Here is a 23776-nt window from a genome sequence, read left to right as displayed (position 1 = left end):
GCCATGCTAAACGCCGGATCACGCCTCGCCGTTATCGCAGTCTTCGCGTCACTGACCCTGGTGCAGAGCGCTTCGGGGCAGGACAAGATTGACCTGGAAAGCACCTTTGTCGGCGACAAGGAGCAGCCCTCGGTCAGTTACTTCATTCCCTGGAAACCACCGGAAGGGCCCGATCAGCTCTATCGGTCAATCACCTCTGTGTCCGGCAAGGTGTTTGAAGTGGTAGACCGGGATATTCACTCAAGAACCATGCAGTTCTACGACGAACTTTCTCTGGAAGCGCCCGCGGGCACGTCCGAGTAAAGCAACAAACAAACCGATCTAATCGATTAGCGACGTGTGGAGTACCCAACATGAATCTTTACTCAAGCATTGTTTCATTTTTCCAGGAAGGCGGGGCCTTCATGTTTCCGATTGCGCTGGTGCTGATGGTCGGCCTGGCCATTGCGGCGGAGCGCTGGCTGTTCCTGAAGCGGGCTTTCCGTTCCAACAGGAATGCCTATGGTGAGCTGCTGCCATTGATGAAAGAGAGCAAGTTCGATGAAGCCGAGAAGAAGGCCCAGGACAACAGTTCTGCCATTGGCCGCTTGGTGGCCGTAGCGCTGGATACCATGCGCGCGTCTCCGCGTCGTGATGACATCCACGCGGCCATGCAGGAAGGCGTGATGGAAAGTCTTCCGCGGCTTTCCAAGCGCACCAATTACCTCTCCATTCTGGCCAACGTGTCCACCCTGCTCGGGCTGCTCGGTACCATCATCGGTCTGATCGCGGCGTTCACCGCGGTGGCTAACGCGGATCCGGCGGACAAGGCGACCCTGCTGTCGCAGTCCATCTCGGTGGCCATGAACACCACCGCCTTCGGTCTGATCGTGGCCATCCCGCTGCTGCTGATCCACTCCCTGCTGCAGAACAAGACGCTGGAAATCGTCGAGAGCATCGAGATGGCCGGTGTTAAGGCCCTGAACACCATCGTTCGCAGTAACCGTCGTTCTGTTAACACGCGTGAATCCGACGCCTGATCGCAGCAGGTAATCCGTTATGTTTGTAAAACGCAGAGAACCAGAAGAAGCGGACATCGACATCACCGCGTTCATGAACCTCATGATCGTTCTGGTACCGGTGCTGCTGATGAGTATGGTGTTCAACCATATCTCAATTCTCGAGCTCAACCTGCCTGATCTGACCGGCTCCCAGACCGCCAGTGCCGAGGAAAACCGGCAGCTGGAAGTGGTGGTGCGGGAATCCGCGATAGAGGTCTATTACCCCAGCGGCAACCTGGTGAAGACCATCGACAGGGTTGAGGCCACGGACGACGGCAAGGACGCGCATCACGACTTCCGGGCCCTGTCCAACGTGCTGCAGGAGATCAAGCGTCGGCTGGCCGCCAAGAGCATCGCCAAGAAAGACGTGTTGTTACTGTCGGAGCCGGGGGTTACCTATCAGTCGCTGGTGTCCACCATGGATACGTTGCGTTCGGCCAAGACCGTTGTCGTGGCCGAGGCTGTGGACGTCGAGCTCTTCCCGGACATCTCCCTGGGGGATGCACCGAAGAAAGGAGGGAAGTCATGAACGAGAAGCTGACTTCCTTTGGGCTCCAGGGCAGCGCCAAGGCCTTCATGAAACCGGCCAAGCTGAACCTGGTCTCCCTGATGGACATTTTCACCATCCTGGTGTTCTTCCTGCTCCTCAACTCGGGTAGCAATGAGATCCTCAAGGTCAACGATGTGACCCTGCCGGATTCCACCGCCGAGGAACGCCCGAAAGAGACCACAGTGGTGACCATCACCGAGGACGACATCCTGGTGGACGGCCGTCCTGTTGCCACCATCAACGAGGTGATCACGTCCAACGGCCTGATTGATGGCCTGATGCAGGAGCTGCGGTTTCAGGCCACCAAACGCACGGAGCTGACTGAGCGCGAGAAAACGCTGGGGCGGGCCGTAACCATTCTGGGTGACCAGGAAATTCCCTACGAACTTCTGAAGCGGGTGATGCTGACCTGTGCCAAGGCGGATTATCGGGATCTTTCCATGGCCGTTTCACGCGTTTCCGGCAACAGCGGCGCCTGACGGAGGGAATCGATGACCGCAATGACAACAACACCCTACGAGTTCGCTCTGCCCTGGGAAGCCAGTGGTGAAGAGGACAGCCGCTTCAAGCGCATTCTCAAGCGCCTGTTGCTGCTGCTTCTGCTGCTGGCCGTGATCTTCCCATGGCTACCGCTACCGGAAATTGAACGGGAGGAAAAAGAACGTGTACCGCAAAGCCTCGCCAAGGTTCTGATCGAGCAGCGCAAGGTGGTGCCACCGCCGCCCCCGCCCGAACCGGTGAAGCAGGAAGAGAAGGCTGAGCCGACCAACGAGAAGGCTACCCCGGAACCGCCACCGGCCAAGAAAGTTACGAAGGCCCGGGAAAAGGTTTCCAAGATGGGCGTGGCGGCCTTCTCCAAGGAGCTGTCTTCACTGCGCAGCTCTCTGGATGTGGCGAAGCTCCAGGCCAAGAACACCAACGTGACCACCGGTGCCGCGGCCAAGGCGGCCCGCTCAGTGCTGGGCGCCACCTCGGCGACCAAGACCAGTGGCGGTGTGAACAGTTCGGTGATGAACGATTCCGGCACGGGCACACAGCTCGCAGCACATGCCTCTACCTCGGTTGAAAGCCCGATTGGCAGTGGCACCGGAGGCGGCGGCAGTGGCAGCAGTAGCGGCGGTGGTTCTCACCGCTCCAGCGCTGACAGTGGTCGTGACATGGAATCCATTCGCCGTGTTTTTGAGCAGCACAAGGGTGCCATCTATGCCCTGTACAACCGCGCACTGCGGAGCGATCCGGGGCTCAAAGGCAAGTTTGTGTTCCATATCGTGATTGAGCCGGATGGCAGCATCTCCAGCATCAAGCTGGTGGACAGCCAGTTGGGTGATCAAAAGCTGGAGCTGAAGCTGCTGGCCCGGGTTCAGATGATTTCCTTCGGGCCGGAAGACGTTGCCGCCACGCCGGTCAATTACAAGTTCGATTTTATGCCGGGTTAATGGTCAACAGGCACCTGCCAGTCAGGTTGGTGCCAGGTTGCCCAGGGATGTTCAGGTAGGGGAGTACGATCATGCATACATTACAAAGGATGGTCCGTGGCCTTGTGCTGGCAAGTATCGCCGCAGCCGGGCTGAGTGGTTGTTTTGAGGGAGAACTGAGCGAAAACGATCAGGATATTCTCTCCGATCAGCCTTTTGCCTACGTCGTCCGGGACTATCCGGACATGGGGGGCACCTCCTCTGTGAATGTGCGTCCGCCTCTGGATCCACGGGCTCCATACGCTTTCCAGCCCGGAGCCAGGTTGCTGGTGCGTGACCGGATTGCGCTGAGTTCCAGTGAGCGGAATATTCTGGACGGCTTTTTCGGAAGTGACGGTTACGACGTCAAGGACCTGGACGTCTCGCCCGACGGTGAACGCATGGTTTTTGCGGCCCATGGCCCGGCTGGCAGTAGCTCCCACAGCACCTGGAACATCTACGAATACACCTTCGAGACCGGCAGTATCCGTCGGGTTCTGGCGGAGGATGATCTGGCCAACTCTGGTGAGGACACCAACCCGACCTACACCAACGAAGGCAAGATCATCTTCTCGTCATCCCGGCAACACGCCCGCGGTGACTGGCGCGAGCTGGACCTTCGGGAGTATCTGGAAGACTTCGGCGAGCCTGCGTCGCTGCTGCATTCGGTGAACCCGGACGGTACCGAACTTGTCCAGATTACCTTTGGCCAGTTCCACGATATTGAGCCGAGCACCATGAACGACGGGCAGGTCGTCTTCATCCGCTTCGGTCGTATCTATGAAACTCTCCAGGACTGCACCCTGGACAACATCGACAACCCCAACTTCAACCAACAGCCCCACGGTGGCGGTTACGGCCAGGGCAACGGCAGTAAATTTCCGTCTGGTCTGGAAGAACCCAAGGAGTGGACCGTTGAAGACAAGTGCGGTGCTTCGCTGGCCGGTCAGGTGGAAGGCGAACGCGTGTTTGTAGAAGACGTGCTCAGCATGTACCGCATTACCCCCAGTGGCGGTAATGTGCATCGCTATTTCGGAAGCCTGAGCGAGGAATTCTCCGACGCCTCCTTCATCCATTACATGGACCCGATCCCGCTGGATGATGGCAACTTACTGACCATCATGCGCCACGTATACAACCCGGTATACGGCGGTGATGTGGTGACGGTCAACAGCCAGAACTTCTTCGCCGTGGGCAAGCCCGTGGACGAGCGCGTGATCGGTGAGGCGGAAGACTCCATGACACCCGGGCTGGTGAACTTTTACCCGAATCAGGTTTCGCCCGCCGGCTGGTACAGTGCGGTCGCGCCCTACGCGGATGGATCCGGCCGGCTGCTGGCCAGCTGGGCCCAGTGCCTGACCTCGGAAGCTGACATCACCGGCGCCTGCGAAGGCTCTTCGACCGTCGACAACCTGAGCGATCCGCAGTACGGCATCTGGATGGTGGATCCGCAGGAGAACACGCGGCTGCCGGTGGTTCAGGGGCACAAGCGTGCACTGTACACCGATATTGTCGTCGCCGACGCCAACGAGCTGGCGCAACCCTATACCGGGGATCAGCACAACCTGAACCTGGAGGAAAATACCGCCCTGTTCCACATCCGCAGCATCTACGATATGGATGGCGCCGACATGGCGGAGTTGTACGACGGCGGCATTGAAACCCGGCGTGACCTCTCTCTGACGCAGCCGGGTGACCGTTCCGAGCGGTTTGTTCGGGTACTGGGTAAGCGCAGCATCCCAGCCGAACTGGAACAGGCCATCCTCACCAACGAGGTTCTCAACCCCACGGATGGTGGTCAGCCACCACTGGGCCTCACGCCCCTGGTCGGTTCGGGCAATCGGGCGCTGTACGATGTGCTGTCCTACGCCATGGTGGAGCCGGACGGCTCGGCCATGGTGAAAGTGCCGGCCGACACCAACTTCACGTTTGAGGTGGTGAACAAGTACGGCAAACGTGTCGATCTGATTGCGGCCGAGGATTACAACTACAACTACCTGACCCAGCACCCGCAGTCGCTGCTGCTGGAAGACGGCCAGCTGCTGAAATGCTACGGCTGCCATGACCCGGAAGTGGACATTCCCCACGCCCGCACGGATGTTGAACTGGCCTCGGCCAATCCCGGTGCACCCGGCGATGCCATGCCGTTCCCGAACGCCAACCCGACCATCATTGCCCAGAACTGGAAAGACACCATGGCCGAGGCTCTGGTGAACTCCCTGGGCTCGCTGACCACCACCTGGGCGGATACCGTTCGCTATGAGGACTACTGGAACAATCCACCGGATGCGTCACTGGCGTTCGAGATTCCCTATGCCGACCTGGCGACACCGGCGCCGGTCACCGACGCATCCTGCCTGACTAACTGGACCAGCGACTGCAAGGCCACCATCAATTACCAGGAACACATTCAGCCGATCTGGAACAGCTGCCGGGTGGATCCGAACCAGAACACGGTGACGTCTTGCCAGAACTGTCACCGCGCCGCAGAGAGCAAATCGTGCCCGGAAGGTACCGGCGGTGGTGGAGCCAGTACCGGCTTGCTGTTAGGCAGTAGCAATGCCTCCTGGGATCCGCGTCAGCTGGAATCCTATGTGCAGCTGTTCAACCCCGATTACTACATGAAGCAGGAAAACGGCGAGTGGATAGAAGTCGATCCAACAGTAGACGGCGTCTGTCCGGATGGTGTTCAGGGAGATCTGACGGTGCTGCCGGATCCGGGCGTCTGTTTTGCCCGTCGGTTAATGAGCGCGCGCGGCGCCATTGCCAGTGCCCGTTTCTTCAGCCTGTTTGATAACGACCCGGATGATGATGAATACGAAGTGGAAACCACCGCAACCGCTGAAATCCGGCGCAACCACATGGGCATGCTCAGTGACGCAGAGCTGCGCCTGATTGCCGAGTGGCTCGACAGCGGTGCCCACCTGTTCAACGACCCGGACAAATTTGAGCTTCCTGCACCATAAGAAGGAAAAAGACCGTGACAGTTGCGTCAGGCCAGACAGACGTCATCGACCTGGACAGCTGGGGCGTTCCCAATCTTGATCTCCAGCGCCAGGGGTATGATGTCCCGCCCCGGAGCGACTGGCGGATCGAGAGTCGATTTCGCCAGACCAGTGTCCGGAACAAAACCAGCACCCTGTTCAGGCAGTTCAACCGGCATTATCTATCCGTCCAGACGCATCGGCGCAAGAAAGAATTGCCCGAAAAGGTGATTGATCTGACCTTTGTGGAGCCGCAGCCGAGAGAAATCAGGGAGTACCACGTCAAACTCTGGCTGGTCGTGGCGTGCCTGCTCGCATTGCCAGCGGCAATCTATTCCCTCGCTCCGGTTTCATTGTTGTGGTTGGTCCCGCCGATCGGCATAGCGATGGTGCTTGCCGTGGTGGCGTTCCGCGGGCGTCAACACCGCTTTGATTTTGTGGCGCTGAATAGTGATGTCGTCCTTTTCAGCGTCGACGCGACGGCATCAGGAGAAAACAGGGTGGCAGCCTTCATCGAGGCGGTGTCTGCAAGCATTGGCATCGGGCAGCGCCACTTGCCTGAGGGTAAGGAGAGAATTCCGCTGGCCGTCTCGGAAATGCGCCGGCTATCGATGGAAGGGGTGATTACAAAAGAGCAATACGAAGAGGTCAAACGGAACTGGTTTGCGCTCTAGTCATTGTATTATGCTGACCGGACTCTGAGTTGAAGGAAATATCGCAATGCCCTGTTCTCTGTTACGTGGCCTGATAACGGCTGTTTTTCTGAGTCTCCTTGCGGGCTGTAGCAGCCCTGAAAGCCCGCAGGAAGTTGCCGCGGCCTTCTGGCAGGCGATGGCCGATAACGACGCCGGTGATGTGGTGGATTTCTCCACGCTGACGGAATCGGCCGAGTTTGATAGCTACAAGCGCAACTGGACCAATGCCGTCCCATCGTTTGGCCGGGTAGTCATTGAGGGCCGTGAAGCGAACATTGTTACCCGCCTGCCGGCAGAAGATGGCTCTGAAGGGGAACGGCTGGAGCTGATCACCTATCTGGTTCAGGGTGCCGAAGGCTGGCGTGTGGATTACCAGCGCACTGGCGAGGCGATTCTTAACCCATCACCGTTTCGCGGCATCATGGGCGAACTGAACAAGCTGGGTGAGAAGCTTTCCCAGAGCTTTTCATCGTCATCCGACGATTTTGAAGCCAGCATGGATGAGTTTGCCCGCGACTTTGAAACCTATTCCTCCGAGATGAGCCGCCGGGCTCAGGAGGCCATGGACGATTTCGGGGAAACGCTCCAGGACGCCATGAAGGAGCTGCAAGAATCGGTTGAGGAGGCGCTCAAGGATGACGAGCAGGCACCCCCTGAAGATCGGATCATTCTCGAGCAGGCAGCCCGGGATCTGGACAACAAGGGGGAGGCGCTGGACGACCCCAACATGGAAACTCTCGCAGATGCGAGCCGTACCCTGTCTGAAACCGGCGATCGTTTCACCCGTCTGAGCGACGAGACCTTTAACCGTCACCGGAAGGAATGGGAAACGAAGCTGGCAGAGATTCGTGCCGAGACCGAGGCCTTCTTTGCGAACCTGGGCCAGCGTTTCAGTTCAGAGGGGTAGTTACCCCGCCTGCTCTGTGCCTCGCAGCATGGCCTGCAGCAACTCGTCTGCATCGAACTTGGTGAGTGCTTCATTGGCGCCAACCTGGTTGGCGTAGCTCAGGCTCATCTCGCTGTTCAGGGAGGTGTGCAGAATGATGTAGGGCTGCTTCAGGGTATTATTGTCGCGAATGTTGAAGGTCAGCTCATAGCCATCCAGCCCCGGCATTTCAATGTCGCTGACCAGAATGTCGATGGGGCGCCCCAACTCTTCATCTTTCAGGAGGATCTGCAGGGCCTCGTCACCATTGGAGGTGACCTGGTAAGAGATATCCTTGCTGTCCAGGACATCGCTCAGCTGCTTGCGGGCCACCTGGGAATCGTCCACCAGCAGAATGTTGACGGACTTCAGGGTGCCGCTCTGAACGTCCGTGAGCACGACATCGTCCGTATTCAGGGATTCGGGGTAGACCTTCGCCAGCAACAACTCTACATCCAGCAACTGGATAATATCCCCGTCTACATCCAGTAAACCGGTGATAAATGCCTTATCGCCAAGCGCCTTGGGCGGCGGCATGACGTGCTTCCAGTCCGCCTCAATGATCTGCTGGACACCGCGCACCAGAAAGCCGATCTCCTGACGCTGGATATCCGTGATGATGATGGAAGCCTTCTCCTGTTCCTCTTTGGTTAACGGCGGATAACCAACCGCAGCCGCCATATCAATCACCGGCACCGCTGAGCCCCGGAACGTGGCGGTACCAATAACCGCATGGTGGCTGTGGGGAAGCTTGGTAAGGTGCATGAACGGAAGAATTTCCCGGATCTTCAGCGTACCGAGCCCGAACAGCCGGCTACCAGACAGCCGGAACAGCAAAAGTTTTTGGGTCTGCGTCGCCTTGCTGGACATAAATCCGGATCCTTTCAAATACAAAAGCCCCCGAGAGCAGGAGCTTTTTGAACTATCAACTCAGTGTGGCACCGGACAAGAAATGCTTATGTGCCAAGAATGTGTAGCAATAATAGCAGCTTTGCCCTCAGGCATGATTGAACAGCTTTGTTTCAAATGGTGACTAAATCCTTCAGGCGCTCAGAACTCACAATCGGACCCATCCCAGGATTTAAAACACCCGGTTTCGGATAGTGTGAGCTCATCAATCTGTTTGCGCAGCCCCGGTACAGCTTCATCAAGCGTCAGATCCGCCGAGTCGCCGCCCATGTCCGTTGCCACCCAGCCCGGATGGTAGATGCCCACGGCGATGCCATCACTCTCAAGATCTACCGCCAGGTTGCGCCCCAGATTTATCGCTGCGGCCTTGGAGGCGCGATAAATAAACCGGTTACCGGCCGGTGAGTTCTGTGATCCCATCTGGCTGGCAATGATCGCGATTTTCGGGGCTATGCCGGCGTCTCTGCTGGCTCGCAAATTGGGTAACAGCGCCTGAATCACCAGGAAGACACCCGTTACATTCACGGCAAAAGACTCCGCCCAGAGCTCCGGGGCGTATCCCGTTTCCAGCTCATCGAACTTATCCAGAGAAACGCCGGCATTGCAGACCAGGGTAGAGATTGGCTGCCCTTCGAGCCGTTCCGCAAGTTCTTTGATGCTGGAAGGGTCGGCAACATCCAATGGTTCCATGCCAGGTGAGTTTCGGGCTGTCTGAATGACCTCTGTTCCCGAACTTTGCCACGCCCTGGATAATGCGTGACCGATGCCACGATTGGCACCCGTAATCAGTATCGACATCCGACAATCTCCTTAACCTCTGGAAGCGTGATGGCGGCCGGTATGGAAGCCTGCCGGCATAGTTAAGTTACCTTTTGGCTCTGAACTGGCTACGCTGTATTCATAAGGATCCATACGATGCGAGGATGAGTGCCCCCCTCTGCCTCCAAGCGTCGCACAAACGGACCTGGAGCGCGCTATGAAGCCTGGCCAACGGCAAAACCATTCCCTATCTGCCCCTGCTTTCGAAAACCTTCAGGGTGTCTGGCGTTCACAAGGTTACGGCAAGATACTGCTGATAGAGCACGACCGGTACACCCTGTTTGAAGAAACCGCCATCAGTTGCCGAAAACTCTATACGGGCAGTCTCGAGGAACTCAATCATTATTACGAAGACCTGGTGGTATCCCCGGGCGGGCAGGCGTTCAGTGCCCATCGTGTCAGTGGTGTGGCGCGCATCAGCTTTCGTCGCTTGAAAGCCTTGCCGGCCAATGCCGCTGAAGCCCGGAGGCATGACCCCAAAGATCCCGAATACAACTTTGAAATCTTTTGGCGAACCTTCCACGAGCAGTATGCCCTGTTTGAACTGAAAGGTGTGGCGTGGGACCAGGCGTACGAGACCTATCGCCCGCAGATTAACGCGAACAGCTCGCGGGAAACCCTGTTTGCCACTATGGCGGCCATGCTGCGGCCACTGAAGGACGGCCATATCCGCTTGCATACCCCCTCGAGCCACTATAGTGCCGGTGCTCAACCCGCACTTTACCAGCGGCTGACACGGGAGCTTGAAGACGCCAACGACGACCGCGAACTCACCAGCTATCTGGGGGATCTGAAGGAATGGCTGCACGACGTCATCCACGAGGACTATCTCGGCAATGGCGTTAGCCATGGCGGCAACCGGCTGGTGGAGTGGGGCCGCCTCAACGACACCACCGGTTACCTGCATATCCGGGCCATGGCCGGGCAAAGTGGCAAGACGGGTAAGCCAGCGGCGGACCTGAGTGCCATTGACGGGTTGATGCAGAGGGTGCTGGCCGACATTGGCGAGCTACCCAATCTGGTCGTGGATCTCCGCAGTAACGGCGGGGGCTATGATGGCGTCGCGCTTCGGTTTGCCGCCTATTTGATGGATCGCAAGCGGCTGGCGTTCACCAAGTCCGCCCGCCATGGCGACGGGTTCACCGGCAAGCAGCCCATCCATGTGGCTCCTGCCAGCGAGACCTACCGTGGCAACCTGTTTGTGTTGACCAGTGAGCTGACGGCCAGTGCTGCGGAAATCTTTGTGCTTTCGTTACTGCAGCACCCCCGCCTGACCCTGATTGGCGAGCCCACCCAGGGTATCCTTTCCGACACCCTCGAGCGCCACCTGCCAAATGGCTGGCACCTGACGTTATCCAACGAAATCTACCGGGCCTACGACGGTGAGGTATACGAAGATGTCGGCATCCCGCCCCATATCCGACTGCACTATCTTGGTCGGAAGGGGCGTGAGGAGGGCAAGGATCCGATGCTGGAGCGGGTGCTCAAGTTGGTTGGTGGGTGATGGGTGTGCTTTTTTAATTTATTGGAGATCCAGAACGAAAAAAAGCCCCTGAAATCAGGGGCCTTTTCGGTTGGTTGGTGGAGACGGCGGGAATTGAACCCGCGTCCGCCAGTACTCAGCCTTGAGGGTCTACATGCTTAGTGTCCTTCTATTAATTTAATCTCAAGCGACCCGAAGGTCAGGGTGCAAGAGACGATCTCTTTAAATCTTAGCCGTTAGCCAGTGAGCTCTGGATAACGGAGCATCCCGTAAGCGATGACGTCCTGAGATGTAGCTCTGGGCTACGGGCGACCCAGTCAGGACGACTAGCAGCTTACGCTGCTAGTGCGTAGTTTTCGTCGTTTGCGACTATTGCGTTGCAGCTTTGGATTAACGAGATTGGCTGCCATCTCGACATGCACTCAAGGGTTCGCCACCGGCGTCGAAGCCATGTCGTCCCCTTACCGACAGTATATGTGTCCGGTTTGCCGGACTTCAAGGGTTGTTTGTTGCTGTTTTGTGCTTTCGGCCTGTAGTTGTACCTACGAAACCTATCCCGCTTTGAGTTCCGGCCCGCCTTGCCGGCCTGCCAGGGCCGCGTGGCTCAGGGCCTGGAAGCTTTGTCGGAAATAGTCCATCACGGCATTTGGGTCGGCGTGGATGGCCTTGTCGACGGTAATGCCGAACTGAACGGTGCCGGCGTAACTGAGAATACTCATGCCGATGCCGATATTGCCGCTCTGGGGCACCCAGCACATGGGTTGGGTCAGCTTACTGCCCGCCAGGTACAGTGCCTCTTTCGGGCCCGGAACGTTGGTCAGTACGGCAGACGCTTTGTTGCTGAGCAGGTCCAGTGCCCGCCGTTCGATGATGTCAGGGCCGCGGCCGAATAAATCAAGAAGGCTGTAGGTGACCTGGGCCTGATAGGACTGCTTAAGCCGGTTCATGTTTTCCTGTACCTGCCGGAAGCACATGATCGGGTCCTTCACTTCCACCGGCAGGGTAACCAGTACCAGGCCGAACTTGTTACCGAGGGTTTCTATGGGTTGATCAAGAGGCCGCAGGTTGAACGGGACGGCAACGCGGATGCCGGAATCGGGGATGGCTTCCTTGTGCGCTGCAAAATGCCGCTGCAGAGCCCCGGTGACCGTGCACAGCAGTACATCGTTTATGGTGCCACCCAGAGCCTTGGCGCAGGCTTTTACTTCGGCCAGGTCCAGAGGGTCTGCCCAGGCCACTTGTTTGCGCCCGGAAAGCGGCTGCTTCAAACCGGTTTTGGGCTCAAAGGGCGCCAGGCCAAGCTTGATAAGGTCCAGGGCCACGTCGCCGGCGGTCGACGCCAGTTTGAGGGGGTAACTAGGCTCCTCCCGAACGGACTGAATGAACAACCTGGCCTGATGGGTGGCGGCCTGGGTGTTGTCGACCGCGCGGTGGAGCAGTTTCTGGATTGCGGATCTCTGTTGTGGCTTTGAATGATGCTTCGATGCGACTTTTTTCAGTCTGGGTTCGGGGGTCTTGTCGGTCAGTGACAGCATGACCCGAACCAGCGAGATGCCATCGGCAATACAATGGTGGATGCGAATCAGCAGTGCGCTGCCGCCCTCATAATTGTCGATGTAATGCATTTGCCAGAGCGGTTGCCGGAAATCCAGCGAAGTACTGTTCAGGTCGCTGGCCAATTTCTGGAGTTCCGCTTTGTCGGCTTTGCCCGGCAGGGCGATCTGGTGCAGGTGGTTGTCCAGGTCAAACAGGGGGTCATCCTGCCAGTAAGCGCGGTCTCCGGTATCCACCACCCGTTGCCGGAAGCGGCTGAAGCACAGGAAACGTTCTTCAATCGTGTGCCTGAGGCGTTTCATGGAAATGGGACGTTCTAGCATCCACACCCCACAGATCATCATGGGGTTCTGGGGCGTGTCCATTCGCAGCCAGGCGCGGTCGACAGCGGACATCGGTGTTTGAGTTGGTGACATAAGCCCTCCCTTTGCCATGTACCAGGATCCCGAGTATAGGCCTGATGAAAAAGTGCGCAAGAGGAGGAGTATGCGACACACTGGCGTGTGCCGCATATGACCGATGTCAGGTATTCAGAGATTGGTGGCGCTGAAGATCAGGCGTTGGCGTCGCGCAGGATGCGCTGCTTCTGGCGGTTCCAGTCACGCTCTTTCTCGGTCGCGCGCTTATCGAACTGTTTCTTGCCTGTAACCAGGGCAATCTCGCACTTTATCTTGTTCTTTTTCCAGTACAGGGCAAGCGGAACACAGGTGCGACCAGTCTGGTTGACCTTGCCGATAATTTTGGCAATTTCCTTGGCGTGAAGCAGCAGTTTCCGGGTGCGGGTCGGGTCTGCAATCACATGGGTCGAGGCCGCGACCAGCGGGGTAATGTGGGCGCCCAGCAACCAGGCTTCGCCATTTTTCAGCAACACATAGGCGTCCACCAACTGCGCCTTGCCCGCGCGCAGGGATTTGACTTCCCAGCCCAGCAGGGCGAGACCCGCCTCAAAGCGTTCCTCGATGTGATACTCGTGTTTCGCCTTTTTGTTAAGGGCGATGGTACTGCTCGGCGTTCCGGGCTTTTTCTTACTCATGAATCAGATTATCCGGGGTCGGACGAATGAACGAGTCGGCCGGCGGGTTTGCCGGCAAAACGCGCATTGTAGCTCAGGAGTGCCAGACCGGTCACGAAATCGGCGTTATGGCGTTGGGTGGTTCGTACACAAAGGGGGCCATCGGCTACAATGTGGGGCCGGAACCTATCAGGGATGCGAATGCTTACGCCGTATCAGACAGCCATCGGGTCCTTTACCCGCAAATCCACATTTTTCTGGGCCGCGGTCGGCGCCACCGTAGGTCTCGCGAACCTGTGGCAGTTTCCCTACCTCGCAAGTCTGCATGGCGGTGGCCTGTTTATTCTGCTGTATCTGGGTTGCCTGTTGCTGGTGACGCTGCCCCTGATGGTCACGGAGGCATCCCTGGGGCGTTATGCACGTCATGGCATTGTGCTGGCGATGGATGGCTTTATCCGCAGCGCCAAGGTCTCTCGAGCCTGGATGCTGGCCGGGCGCCTCAGTATTGTGGCGGCATTCGTGGTGCTTTCTTTTACCGCCGTATTTGGCTCCATTGCCCTGGCCTATATTTTCTTCGGTGCGATGGGGCGCTTTTCCGGCACGGACCTGGCGGATGCCACAGGCATTCTCGCAGCCCTTGTGTCGGACCCGCGGGAATACCGGGTTTTCATGGGTTGGCATGCCCTGTTTATGATTCTCGTGGTTTGGGTGTCAGTGCAGGGAGTGGTGAACGGCCTTGAGCGAACCCTGAGAATCGTGGTGCCCGGTAGCCTGCTGCTGATGCTGGCTCTTTTTGCCCTCGCGGCCTGGCACGGGCGGATTGATGGAGCCGTCAGCCACATCCTTGAAATGCACCCCCAGGACGTAACGCTGGAAAGTCTCAAGGCCGCATTGTTTCATGCCTTCTTTACCCTGGGGCTTGGCATGGGAGTGTGGGCCATTTTTGGTGCGTACACTGCGCCAGATACTCAATTGAAGCGCTCGATCCTGGCTGTGGTGCTGATGGATACCCTGGTCGCCATGCTGGCGGGCCTGATGATCTATGCGGTAGCGGCCGACATCAGCAGCTTTGATGGCGAACGTGGGTTCAGTCTGTTGTTCGTTTCGTTGCCCGTCACCCTGGCGCAGTTGCCCGGGAGCCAGTTTGTGATCGCGGCGGTTTTCCTGATGGTGGTGATGGTGGTCTGGACGACCGCTATCAGTCTCCTGGAGCCGGTGGTGGGATGGCTGCAGGAGTGGGCCGGGGCGCCCAGGGGCTGGTCCGCGCTGATCGCGGGGTTGGCGGTCTGGTTTGCCGGGCTGGCGTCACTGCTTTCGTTCAATCTCTGGGCCCAGGATCGTTACGCCGGCGCCACGGTTTTCCGTTGGCTTGAAATGATTACCGGTGGTCTGCTCATTCCTATTGTTGCCATCCTGATTGCGGTGTTTACCGGCTGGTGCCTGACCCGCAGCCTGTCCCATCGGATCCTCGGGCAGGCGCCGAGACTGTTTTCTGCCATCTGGTTCTGGGTAATGCGGCTGGTTCTGCCGGTGGTCGTCGCTTACATCGGTCTCCAGTACACCGCATTCTCGCTTACCAGCCTGTGTGACACTGGCAGTAACGCGCTCTGGTGCGGCCAGCCCGCTGCTGCTCTTTCTGAATTGAATGAGGAGCCGGTACTCGAAACAGGAGAGCCGGAAGGGCAGGCGTCAACGGCGGAGCCGGGTGAGGAAGCCGATGATCCAACGCTGCCGGCTTCGGAGAAGAAGGCAGAGGCGGAAAAGTCCGGGGCGCAGCCATCACCAACGGAAAATGCCCCCAAAGGAGGCGATATCCTTTATCATAGCGTCTGATACAGGCCGTTTTCCAAAGATGCCCGTATTCACTATCACATCGTGTTTGTAAGCAGGACAACCGGTTCCAATGCCCCATCAGATTGATAAAACAGCCCTCGTTATGCACTCGGCCGAGCGCATGTTCCATCTGGTTAATGATGTCGCCCGTTACCCGGAGTTTTTGCCCTGGTGTGCCAGTACGGAAATTCATGACCAGGATTCCAGTCAGGTTACGGCATCCATGGAGATTGCCAAGGGGGGCGTCCGGCATATCCTGACCACGCGTAACCAGCTACTGATGCCAGAGGCCATTGAGATGAATCTGGTTGATGGCCCCTTCCGCAATCTGACGGGCCGGTGGCACTTCAAGCCGCTGGATGACAACGCCTGCAAGGTTATTCTGGCTCTCGAATTCGAATTTTCCGGCTCACTGTCCCGCATGGCATTTGGTCAGGTCTTCAGCCAGGCTGCGAGCACCATGGTGGATGCGTTCTGCCGTCGGGCAGATGATCTTTATCGGGGAGGTAAGTAGTGCCGATTGTGGAAGTTGCCTACGCTCGACCGGACAAGCAGGAAATCGTGGCAGTAACAGTGCCTGACGGCACCACGGCATTGGAAGCCGTTAAGCTGTCCGGTATTTCCGGAATTTTCCCGGAGATTGATCCCGACGCCATCGATATGGGCATTTTTGGCAAGGTGATCAAGGATCCGACCGCCCACCAATTGAGGGAGGGGGACCGGGTCGAGCTGTATCGTCCGCTGAAGATAGACCCGAAACAGGCACGCCTGAATCGGGCGAAGAAAAAAGCCTGACCGCTTATTTAGTAAGCGGGGGTTTCCTCAAGTAGCTGGGCTTCGTAATGGGAAAACCGGTCATTGTCGTAGTAGACCACGATCCGCTGTTCCCGGATATCACCGCCGCCGCGCTGGAAGGTGTACACGTAGTATTCCCGGGAAGGATTGACCGGGTTTAGCATCAGGGGAGTGCCCATCACCGCATGTACCTGGCTGCGGGGCATGCCCTCGGTCAGCGAGGTAAGCTCTTCATCGGTCACGATGTTGCCTTGCTGGACGTTGATTTTGTAGACGCCTGGGAAGACACATCCTGACAAAACGAGAGTGAGAATGAGAGCTGTGAGCTTTTGCATCGCCGGGGGAAATCCTCTATCTTGAATTCGCCTGCCAGGGGCAGGTGTGACACGGGTTGACCGTTAAATGGCGGCTTCATCATACCGGAAGCCGTGAGGCACACCAAAGAGTGAATAGTAACATGCCATCTGAAAACGCCGAATTACGAAAAGTCGGTCTCAAAGTTACTCTGCCAAGAGTAAAAATCTTCAATATTCTGGAGAATGCCGCCGAGCACCACCTGAGTGCAGAAGACGTTTACAAGAAGCTTCTGGAGCAGGGAGATGACGTGGGCCTGGCAACGGTTTATCGGGTGTTGACACAATTCGAAGCAGCGGGCCTTGTGCTGCGCCATAATTTTGAAGGTGGTCACGCGGTTTTTGAAATGGCCGGCGATGATCATCACGATCATATGGTTTGTACCCAAACCGGTGAAGTAATCGAGTTCGTCGATGAGGTTATCGAGGAGCGTCAGAAAAAGATTGCCGAAGAGCACGGCTATGAGATCGTTGATCACAGCCTGATTCTTTACGTGAAGCCAGCCAAGTCATAAGCAAAAAAAGGGGCGGGTTGGTGTACCCGCCCCGAAAGCTCTCAGGATCGAGAGGAGTAGAGGTTTTTCAGGCAATTCAGTGATGGGTCGCCTGTCCCTTGGAAAACATTTCTTTGGCATGTGCGATGGTGTGTTCCGTCATGTCTACGCCCCCCAGCATCCTCGCCACTTCACTGATTCTTCCCTGATCATCCAGTGTTTCAATTTTCGAGAAGGTGGTGTCCTGTTCGGTAAACTTGCTGACAAACAGGTGCTGATGGCACTGCGCTGCCACCTGGGGCAAGTGGGTGACGCACAGGACCTGGCCGTTATCGCCAAGATTGCGGAGCAGGCGACCGACCACTTCGGCGGTTCCGCCGCCAATGCCCACGTCTACCTCGTCAAACACGAGGGTTGGGGTGGTTGAGGTCTGGGCGACCACCACCTGAATGGCCAGGCTGATTCTGGACAGTTCACCGCCGGAGGCGACTTTTGCCAGCGGGCGAGCAGGCTGGCCCGGGTTGGCGCTGACCAGAAACTCAATATCCTGCTGGCCGTGAGGCGCCGGTTCGCCGTTGGTGTTGCGGTTAAGGTGAGTCACAAATTGCACCGACGGCATGCTCAGCGGTGCCAGTTCTTCAGCAATGCGCTGGTCCAGCTCCACGGCGGCCTGCTCGCGAGCGTCGGTCAGTCTGCCGGCCAGTGCGTCAAAGTTTGCGCGCTGCTTCTCCAGCTCTGCCTCCAGTTGCTCCAGGCTGCCTTCACCGTTGTCCAGCTCCGCAAGTTCCGCGCTCAACCGCTGATGCAGAACCGTCAGTTCTTCCGGCGTGATGCGGTGTTTCCGGGCCATCTGATAGATCGCGCTCAGGCGTTCCTCTACCTCTTCCAGGCGAACCGGGTCGGCCTCGTAGTCGTCCACAAAACGGCGCAGGTTGTCGCCCGCTTCGCTGATCTGAATCTGGGCTTCGCTCAGCATCTGGATGGTTTCGGCCAACGCAGGCACCTCGACCGGTAACTGCTCGAGCTGCTGAAGCGCCTGGCGTACCAGGTCTGCGGCGCTGGTTTCCTCTTCGGTGCATAGTTGGGCGGCCTGATGGCTGCTGTGCAGCACGGCATCGGCCTGGCTCAGTTGGGCCTGCTCCTGTTCCAGCTGCTCCTGCTCACCTGCTTCCAGGGCCAGTTTGTCCAGCTCTTCCACCTGGTATCTCAGCAACTGCAGTTTCGCTTCCGCTTCGTCTGCGTTTTGTTGGCGTTCGGTCAGGCGCTGGCGAGTCTGGTTCCAGGTTTTCCAGGCTGCGTGGGTGTCTGCCGCCAGGCTTTCCACGCCGGCAAACTCGTCCAGCAGTTTGCGGTGAGTTTCTTTGCGCAGCAGAGACTGGTGTTGGTGCTGGCTGTGAATATCCATCAGCACACCGCCGAGATCCTTCAGATGGGCGAGGGGGCAGGGCTGGCCATTGATGTAGGCACGCGAACGCCCATCCTTGCTGATTACCCGGCGCAGAATGCAGTCGTCATCGTCATCGAGTTCGTGATTTTCCAGCCACTGGACGGCCTCGGGAATGCTGGATACGTCGAAGGTTGCCGTTATATCTGCCCGCTTTGCTCCATGACGCACCGCGCCGGCGTCAGCCCGGCCACCCATGGCCAGCCCAAGCGCATCCAGAACAATGGATTTGCCGGCACCGGTCTCGCCGGTCAGTGCTGTCATACCTTTGCTGAACTGGAGTTCTACCCGTTCGGCAATGGCGTAATTGGAAACCGTAAGCTGTGTGAGCATGCAGATGACCTCCGCGTCTTTCGAGCCAGTGTATTGGCCAGTCAATGAAAGGGATCTGGCAAAACACTGTGATTTCATACAGTGACTGTGAATATATACAGGGTTTTTGCTGTTTGCAAATGTGAGGATGGGAATTTCTTCAGAATTGAGGTGTGTGGTGGTTGAAACCTGGCATCGGGGCCCCATATTCGTTCGCAAATACAGTTTTCCGGCTCGCTGCGGCCGGAAGCCATGTTTAATCGGCCGGTGTGAAGCTGGCCGCCGGAAATCCAGCAGGAGTAGTCATGAGCACTGACGAAAAGCGCAACGAACAGGTAGAGGATGAGCTGAAGGACGCCACCGAAGCTGCGGCCGAGGAGGCTCAGGCAGGTGGAGATCCCGGCACCGAGGGCGAAGGGTCCGAGATGGAGGCCCTGCAGGCCCAGGTCCAGGAAGCTCAGGAGCAAATGTTGCGCTCCCAGGCGGAGATGCAGAATGTGCGCCGTCGAGCTGAGATAGATGTGGAGAAGGCCCACAAGTTTGCCCTGGAAAAATTCGTTAAAGAATTGCTCCCGGTAGCGGATAGCCTTGAAAAAGCGGTAGAAAGCACCGAAGCCAACGAGAACACCGGTGAATTGGTTGCCTCCATTCGCGAAGGTGTTGAGATGACGCTCGACCTGTTCATGGCGAGCCTGAAAAAATTCAATGTTGAACAGCTGAATCCTGCGGGTGAGCCGTTCGATCCGCAGCAACACGAGGCCATGTCCATGGTGCCGGCTCCTGATGCAGAGCCGAACAGTGTCGTTGCTGTAGTGCAGAAAGGGTATTTGCTCAATGGTCGCGTGGTGCGCCCGGCCATGGTTGTTGTAGCCAAGGCGGCAGACGGACCAAAAATTGATGAGCAGGCTTGAAAAGCCGATTAAAGCGCCAATATAGCCAGTAAATGGCGAAAGCCGGATTAATTTTTCCGGGAAAGTATTCAGAAGAATTGGAGTGACTCAATGAGCAAGATTATTGGTATCGATCTGGGAACCACAAACTCCTGCGTGGCCATCATGGATGGTGACAAGGTAAAAGTTATTGAAAACGCCGAGGGTGATCGCACCACCCCTTCCATCATTGCGTATACCGATGATGGTGAAACGCTGGTTGGCCAGTCTGCGAAGCGTCAGGCCGTTACCAACCCGCACAACACCCTGTATGCCATCAAGCGTCTGATCGGCCGTCGTTTTGAAGACGATGTGGTTCAGAAAGACATCAAGATGGTGCCGTACAAAATCGCCAAGGCTGACAACGGCGATGCGTGGGTAGAGGTTAAGGGCGAGAAGATGGCTCCGCCTCAGGTATCTGCAGAAGTTCTGAAGAAGATGAAGAAGACTGCGGAAGATTACCTGGGCGAGAAAGTAACTGAAGCGGTTATCACTGTTCCGGCCTACTTTAACGACAGCCAGCGCCAGGCGACCAAAGACGCAGGCAAGATTGCCGGTCTGGAAGTGAAGCGCATCATCAACGAGCCGACCGCGGCTGCCCTGGCCTATGGCCTGGACAAGAAGAGCGGTGACCGCACTGTAGCAGTCTATGACCTTGGTGGCGGTACCTTTGACCTGTCCATCATTGAGATTGCCGATGTCGATGGCGAGCACCAGTTCGAAGTACTGGCCACTAACGGTGACACCTTCCTGGGTGGTGAAGACTTCGACCTGAAAATCATCGAATTCCTGGCGGATCAGTTCAAGAAGGACAGCGGTATTGATCTGCGCGGTGACTCCCTGGCCATGCAGCGTCTGAAGGAAGCGGGTGAAAAGGCGAAAATCGAGCTTTCCAGCAGTCAGCAGACTGATGTGAACCTGCCTTACATCACTGCCGATGCCAGTGGTCCGAAGCACATGAACGTGAAGCTGACCCGCGCCAAGCTTGAGTCGCTGGTAGAAGATCTGGTTCAGCGCAGCCTCGAGCCGTGTAAAGTGGCTCTGAAAGATGCAGGCATGAGCGGAAGTGAAATCGACGAGGTCATCCTGGTCGGTGGTCAGACCCGTATGCCGCTGGTGCAGGAAAAGGTTAAGGATTTCTTCGGCAAAGAAGCGCGTAAAGACGTGAACCCGGATGAAGCCGTGGCAATGGGTGCTGCCATCCAGGCCGCCGTACTTTCCGGCGACGTGAAAGACGTGCTGCTGCTGGACGTAACGCCGCTGACCCTGGGTATCGAAACCATGGGTGGCGTAGCGACTCCGCTGATCGACAAGAACACCACGATCCCGACCAAGAAGTCGCAGACGTTCTCCACCGCTGATGACAATCAGACCGCGGTCACCATTCACGTGGTTCAGGGTGAGCGTAAGCAGGCGCAGCAGAACAAGTCTCTGGGTCGTTTCGATCTGGCCGATATCCCGCCGGCACAGCGCGGTGTTCCGCAGATCGAAGTCACCTTCGACATCGATGCCAACGGTATCCTGAACGTGTCCGCGAAGGACAAGGCCACTGGCAAAGAGCAGTCCATCGTGATCAAGGCGTCTTCTGGCCTGAACGATGACGAGATCGAGAAGATGGTGCAGGACGCCGAGGCCAATGCCGAGGAAGATCGCAAGTTCGAAGAGCTGGTTCAGGTGCGCAACCAGGGTGATGCCATGGTTCACGCTGTACGCAAGACCCTGACCGAAGCCGGTGACAAGGTCAGCGAGAGCGAGAAAGAGTCTATCGAAGCCTCTATCAAGGAGCTGGAAACTGCTCTGGAAGGTTCGGACAAGGACGACATCGAGGCGAAGACCCAGAAGTTGACGGAAGTGTCTTCCGAGCTGGCGCAGAAAATGTACGCAGATCAGGGTGATCAGGCGCAGCAGGCAGGTGAGCAGGAAGAAGCTCAGGCCAAGCAGGCCGACGACGCCGTTGATGCCGAGTTTGAAGAAGTCAAAGACGACGACAAGCGGTAATTCTGACGTACATCAGGCAGTTGGAAAACGCGGGGAGTTCCCCGCGTTTTCCGCGTTTAAAAACAGGGTTTTAAAGCATGGCCAAGCGCGATTATTACGAGATTCTCGGGATTTCCCGGGATGCGGACGAGAAGGAAATCAAGCGAGCGTATCGAAAGCTCGCGATGAAGTATCACCCCGACCGTAACCCGGACGACACCGACGCCGAGAACAAGTTTAAAGATGCCAGCGAAGCCTACGAAATACTGGCAGACCAGTCCAAGCGAGCCGCCTATGACCAGTTCGGCCATGCCGGCGTAGACGGTCAGGCCGGTGGCGGGTTCGGCGGAGGCGGTGGCGGTGCCAGCTTCTCCGATATTTTCGGTGATGTCTTCGGTGACATCTTTGGCGGAGGCGGCGGTCGAGGCCGTAACACCCGCGGTGCCGACCTGCGCTATACGCTTGAGCTGGACCTTGAAGAGGCGGTAAAAGGCAAGACCGTCCAGATCCAGATTCCTGGCCACAGAGAGTGTGAAGTCTGTGATGGCAGTGGCGCTGAAAAAGGCTCACGCCCGGAAGCCTGTGGTACCTGTAAAGGTATGGGGCAGGTGCGTATGCAGCAGGGCTTCTTTACCGTTCAGCAGGCGTGCCCGACATGCCGTGGTGCCGGCCAGATCATCAAGGATCCATGTAAGGCCTGTCACGGTCAGGGTCGTATTCAGGAAGAGAAAACGCTGTCCGTCAAGGTTCCGCCCGGCGTGGATACCGGTGACCGAATTCGCCTCTCTGGCGAAGGTGAGATAGGCATTGATGGTGGCCCCCCCGGCGACCTGTATGTTCAGATCGCAGTGCGTGAGCACTCCATTTTCACCCGCGACGGTCGCAACCTTTACTGCGAAGTGCCGATCAGCATCGTGGATGCGACTCTCGGCGGTGAGCTGGAAGTGCCAACACTGGATGGTCGTGTAAAACTGAAGATTCCCGAGGAAACCCAGACCGGTAAACTGTTCCGTCTCCGTAACAAGGGCGTCAGCCCGGTACGCGGTGGTCCGGCCGGTGATCTGCTCTGCCGCGTGATGGTTGAAACGCCGGTCAATCTGACCAAGCGCCAGAAGGAATTGCTGGAAGAATTTCAGGAAACACTCGACGCGGGTAACGGCACTCATCATGCCCCGAAGAAAACCTCCTGGTTTGAGGGTGTGAAAAGCTTCTTCGACGAAATGAAATTCTGACGGGCTGAAAAAGGGAATCCGATCATGAGGGTAGCAATCATCGGCGCCGCCGGGCGCATGGGCAAAGTGCTGATCGAAGCCGTTGACGGCACCGAAGGTCTCGAACTGGGTGCGGCGGTCGTTACGCCAGGTAGCAGCATGGTCGGCGCCGACGCCGGTGAAATGACCGGCATTGGCAAAACCGGCGTTAAAATGGCCGGTGGCCTCGCCGACGTGAAGGATGATTTCGATGTGCTTGTCGACTTCACCTTCCCGGACCTGACCCTGGAGAACGCCGAATTCTGCGCAGCCAACGGCAAAATGCTCGTCATCGGCACGACCGGCATGTCCGATGCCGAAAAAGAGCAGCTGGCTTTGGCGGCAGAATCCACTCCGGTGGTGTTTGCGCCCAACATGAGTGTGGGGGTCAATGTTGTCCTCAATCTCCTGCGCACTGCCGCAGCTACCTTGGGTGATGACTACGATGTGGAAATTATCGAAGCCCACCACCGCCACAAAAAAGACGCGCCCTCAGGCACCGCTCTGCGTATGGGCGAGGTCGTGGCGGATGCCCTCGGCCGTGACCTGAAGGAATGTGCTGTTTATGGCCGCGAAGGCTTTACTGGTGAGCGCACCCGTAAGGAGATCGGTTTCGAAACCATTCGCGCCGGTGATGTGGTCGGTGAGCACACGGTGCTGTTTGCCACCGAGGGCGAGCGTATTGAAGTCACCCATAAGGCGAGCAGTCGCATGACCTTTGCCAAGGGTGCAATGCGGGCGGCGTTGTGGCTGAAAGACAAGCCTGCTGGTCTTTACGATATGCAGGATGTGCTGTCGCTGAAATAGCCCGCAGCTCAGAAGCGAACGCTCAGTTTACGTTCCCATAGGAAGCGTTTGCCTGCCGGCCGGTAACGCGGATAGGGTGATTTCACATGGACATAAAGCGCCATATTTTTTACAATAAGGCGGTTTAACTGCACCAAGCGTAGTTTTGAAAAAACGC

General features: G+C 57.4%; 23 protein-coding genes and 1 other RNA gene. 17 read left to right on the top strand and 7 right to left on the bottom strand.

Going from position 1 to position 23776, the window contains the following annotated elements; translation table 11 throughout:
• The first annotated feature begins 3 nt into the window (after positions 1 to 3).
• From KFJ24_RS12605 to KFJ24_RS12570, 8 genes are all read left to right on the top strand, one after another.
• Positions 4 to 303 (top strand): hypothetical protein, encoded by a 300-nt coding sequence (locus KFJ24_RS12605; protein WP_250831446.1) that lies wholly within the window; start codon positions 4 to 6, stop codon positions 301 to 303.
• A gap of 50 nt (positions 304 to 353) precedes the next feature.
• Entirely contained in the window at positions 354 to 1019 is a 666-nt protein-coding gene (locus KFJ24_RS12600; RefSeq protein WP_250831445.1) for a MotA/TolQ/ExbB proton channel family protein, read from the top strand.
• A 19-nt stretch (positions 1020 to 1038) separates the two neighbouring features.
• On the top strand, positions 1039 to 1569 hold the full coding sequence (locus KFJ24_RS12595; RefSeq protein WP_250831444.1) for an ExbD/TolR family protein: 531 nt from the start codon (positions 1039 to 1041) through the stop codon (positions 1567 to 1569).
• Positions 1566 to 2069, top strand: coding sequence for an ExbD/TolR family protein (locus KFJ24_RS12590; RefSeq protein ID WP_250831443.1), 504 nt, complete (start codon positions 1566 to 1568; stop codon positions 2067 to 2069). The genes KFJ24_RS12595 and KFJ24_RS12590 overlap by 4 nt, the downstream gene beginning before the upstream one ends.
• A 12-nt stretch (positions 2070 to 2081) precedes the next feature.
• Entirely contained in the window at positions 2082 to 3026 is a 945-nt protein-coding gene (locus tag KFJ24_RS12585; protein ID WP_250831442.1) for an AgmX/PglI C-terminal domain-containing protein, read from the top strand.
• Positions 3027 to 3097: 71 nt separating this feature from the next.
• Positions 3098 to 6010 (top strand): hypothetical protein, encoded by a 2913-nt coding sequence (locus KFJ24_RS12580; protein WP_250831440.1) that lies wholly within the window; start codon positions 3098 to 3100, stop codon positions 6008 to 6010.
• Positions 6011 to 6024: 14 nt separating this feature from the next.
• Positions 6025 to 6702 carry a hypothetical protein gene (locus KFJ24_RS12575; RefSeq protein WP_250831439.1) on the top strand — a complete coding sequence of 226 codons (678 nt, stop codon included), beginning with the start codon at positions 6025 to 6027 and terminating at the stop codon, positions 6700 to 6702.
• 46 nt (positions 6703 to 6748) lie between these two features.
• Positions 6749 to 7630: a hypothetical protein gene (locus KFJ24_RS12570; RefSeq protein ID WP_250831438.1), complete on the top strand. Its 882-nt coding sequence runs from the start codon at positions 6749 to 6751 to the stop codon at positions 7628 to 7630.
• Here the strand turns inward: KFJ24_RS12570 and KFJ24_RS12565 are convergent, their stop codons facing one another.
• Both KFJ24_RS12565 and KFJ24_RS12560 read right to left on the bottom strand, forming a co-directional pair.
• Positions 7631 to 8518 (bottom strand): chemotaxis protein, encoded by an 888-nt coding sequence (locus tag KFJ24_RS12565; protein WP_250831437.1) that lies wholly within the window; start codon positions 8516 to 8518, stop codon positions 7631 to 7633.
• 180 nt (positions 8519 to 8698) lie between these two features.
• Entirely contained in the window at positions 8699 to 9355 is a 657-nt protein-coding gene (locus KFJ24_RS12560; protein ID WP_250831436.1) for an SDR family NAD(P)-dependent oxidoreductase, read from the bottom strand.
• A gap of 178 nt (positions 9356 to 9533) precedes the next feature.
• Here KFJ24_RS12560 and KFJ24_RS12555 point away from each other — a divergent pair, with 178 nt between their 5' ends.
• The gene (locus KFJ24_RS12555; protein WP_250831435.1) at positions 9534 to 10880 is read left to right on the top strand and encodes a S41 family peptidase; all 1347 of its coding nucleotides are present in this window, start codon (positions 9534 to 9536) and stop codon (positions 10878 to 10880) included.
• 75 nt (positions 10881 to 10955) lie between these two features.
• On the opposite strand, the gene ssrA is transcribed toward KFJ24_RS12555, so the two are convergent.
• The 3 genes from ssrA to smpB form a co-directional block, all read right to left on the bottom strand.
• Positions 10956 to 11320, bottom strand: a transfer-messenger RNA (tmRNA) gene (gene ssrA, locus KFJ24_RS12550).
• A 90-nt stretch (positions 11321 to 11410) separates the two neighbouring features.
• A complete protein-coding gene (locus tag KFJ24_RS12545) occupies positions 11411 to 12829 on the bottom strand; it encodes a WS/DGAT/MGAT family O-acyltransferase (protein WP_250831434.1) in 1419 nt (472 codons plus the stop codon).
• A 137-nt stretch (positions 12830 to 12966) separates the two neighbouring features.
• Positions 12967 to 13446: an SsrA-binding protein SmpB gene (gene smpB / locus KFJ24_RS12540; protein WP_250831433.1), complete on the bottom strand. Its 480-nt coding sequence runs from the start codon at positions 13444 to 13446 to the stop codon at positions 12967 to 12969.
• Positions 13447 to 13626: 180 nt separating this feature from the next.
• Between smpB and KFJ24_RS12535 the strand changes: the two genes are divergently transcribed.
• From KFJ24_RS12535 to KFJ24_RS12525, 3 genes are all read left to right on the top strand, one after another.
• Positions 13627 to 15258, top strand: a complete 1632-nt coding sequence (locus tag KFJ24_RS12535; RefSeq protein WP_250831432.1) for a sodium-dependent transporter — start codon at positions 13627 to 13629, stop codon at positions 15256 to 15258.
• A 70-nt stretch (positions 15259 to 15328) separates the two neighbouring features.
• Positions 15329 to 15772 (top strand): type II toxin-antitoxin system RatA family toxin, encoded by a 444-nt coding sequence (locus tag KFJ24_RS12530; RefSeq protein ID WP_250831431.1) that lies wholly within the window; start codon positions 15329 to 15331, stop codon positions 15770 to 15772.
• Positions 15772 to 16053 (top strand): RnfH family protein, encoded by a 282-nt coding sequence (locus KFJ24_RS12525; RefSeq protein ID WP_250831430.1) that lies wholly within the window; start codon positions 15772 to 15774, stop codon positions 16051 to 16053. The genes KFJ24_RS12530 and KFJ24_RS12525 overlap by 1 nt, the downstream gene beginning before the upstream one ends.
• A gap of 8 nt (positions 16054 to 16061) precedes the next feature.
• Here the strand turns inward: KFJ24_RS12525 and KFJ24_RS12520 are convergent, their stop codons facing one another.
• On the bottom strand, positions 16062 to 16388 hold the full coding sequence (locus KFJ24_RS12520) for an outer membrane protein assembly factor BamE (protein ID WP_250831429.1): 327 nt from the start codon (positions 16386 to 16388) through the stop codon (positions 16062 to 16064).
• Positions 16389 to 16510: 122 nt separating this feature from the next.
• Here KFJ24_RS12520 and fur point away from each other — a divergent pair, with 122 nt between their 5' ends.
• A complete protein-coding gene (gene fur / locus KFJ24_RS12515; protein WP_250831428.1) occupies positions 16511 to 16921 on the top strand; it encodes a ferric iron uptake transcriptional regulator in 411 nt (136 codons plus the stop codon).
• A gap of 76 nt (positions 16922 to 16997) precedes the next feature.
• Here the strand turns inward: fur and recN are convergent, their stop codons facing one another.
• Positions 16998 to 18677, bottom strand: coding sequence for a DNA repair protein RecN (gene recN, locus KFJ24_RS12510; RefSeq protein WP_250831427.1), 1680 nt, complete (start codon positions 18675 to 18677; stop codon positions 16998 to 17000).
• Positions 18678 to 18961: 284 nt separating this feature from the next.
• Here recN and grpE point away from each other — a divergent pair, with 284 nt between their 5' ends.
• From grpE to dapB, 4 genes are all read left to right on the top strand, one after another.
• Positions 18962 to 19567 carry a nucleotide exchange factor GrpE gene (gene grpE, locus KFJ24_RS12505; protein ID WP_250831426.1) on the top strand — a complete coding sequence of 202 codons (606 nt, stop codon included), beginning with the start codon at positions 18962 to 18964 and terminating at the stop codon, positions 19565 to 19567.
• 90 nt (positions 19568 to 19657) lie between these two features.
• A complete protein-coding gene (gene dnaK, locus KFJ24_RS12500; protein ID WP_250831425.1) occupies positions 19658 to 21583 on the top strand; it encodes a molecular chaperone DnaK in 1926 nt (641 codons plus the stop codon).
• Positions 21584 to 21660: 77 nt separating this feature from the next.
• Complete coding sequence (gene dnaJ / locus KFJ24_RS12495) at positions 21661 to 22794, top strand: molecular chaperone DnaJ (RefSeq protein ID WP_250831424.1); 1134 nt, start codon at positions 21661 to 21663, stop codon at positions 22792 to 22794.
• A 24-nt stretch (positions 22795 to 22818) separates the two neighbouring features.
• Positions 22819 to 23619, top strand: a complete 801-nt coding sequence (gene dapB, locus KFJ24_RS12490) for a 4-hydroxy-tetrahydrodipicolinate reductase (RefSeq protein ID WP_250831423.1) — start codon at positions 22819 to 22821, stop codon at positions 23617 to 23619.
• The last annotated feature ends 157 nt before the right edge of the window (positions 23620 to 23776 follow it).

The organism is Marinobacter sediminum (assembly GCF_023657445.1).
Lineage (GTDB): Bacteria > Pseudomonadota > Gammaproteobacteria > Pseudomonadales > Oleiphilaceae > Marinobacter > Marinobacter sediminum_A.
This window is presented reverse-complemented; position numbering and strand designations above follow the sequence as displayed.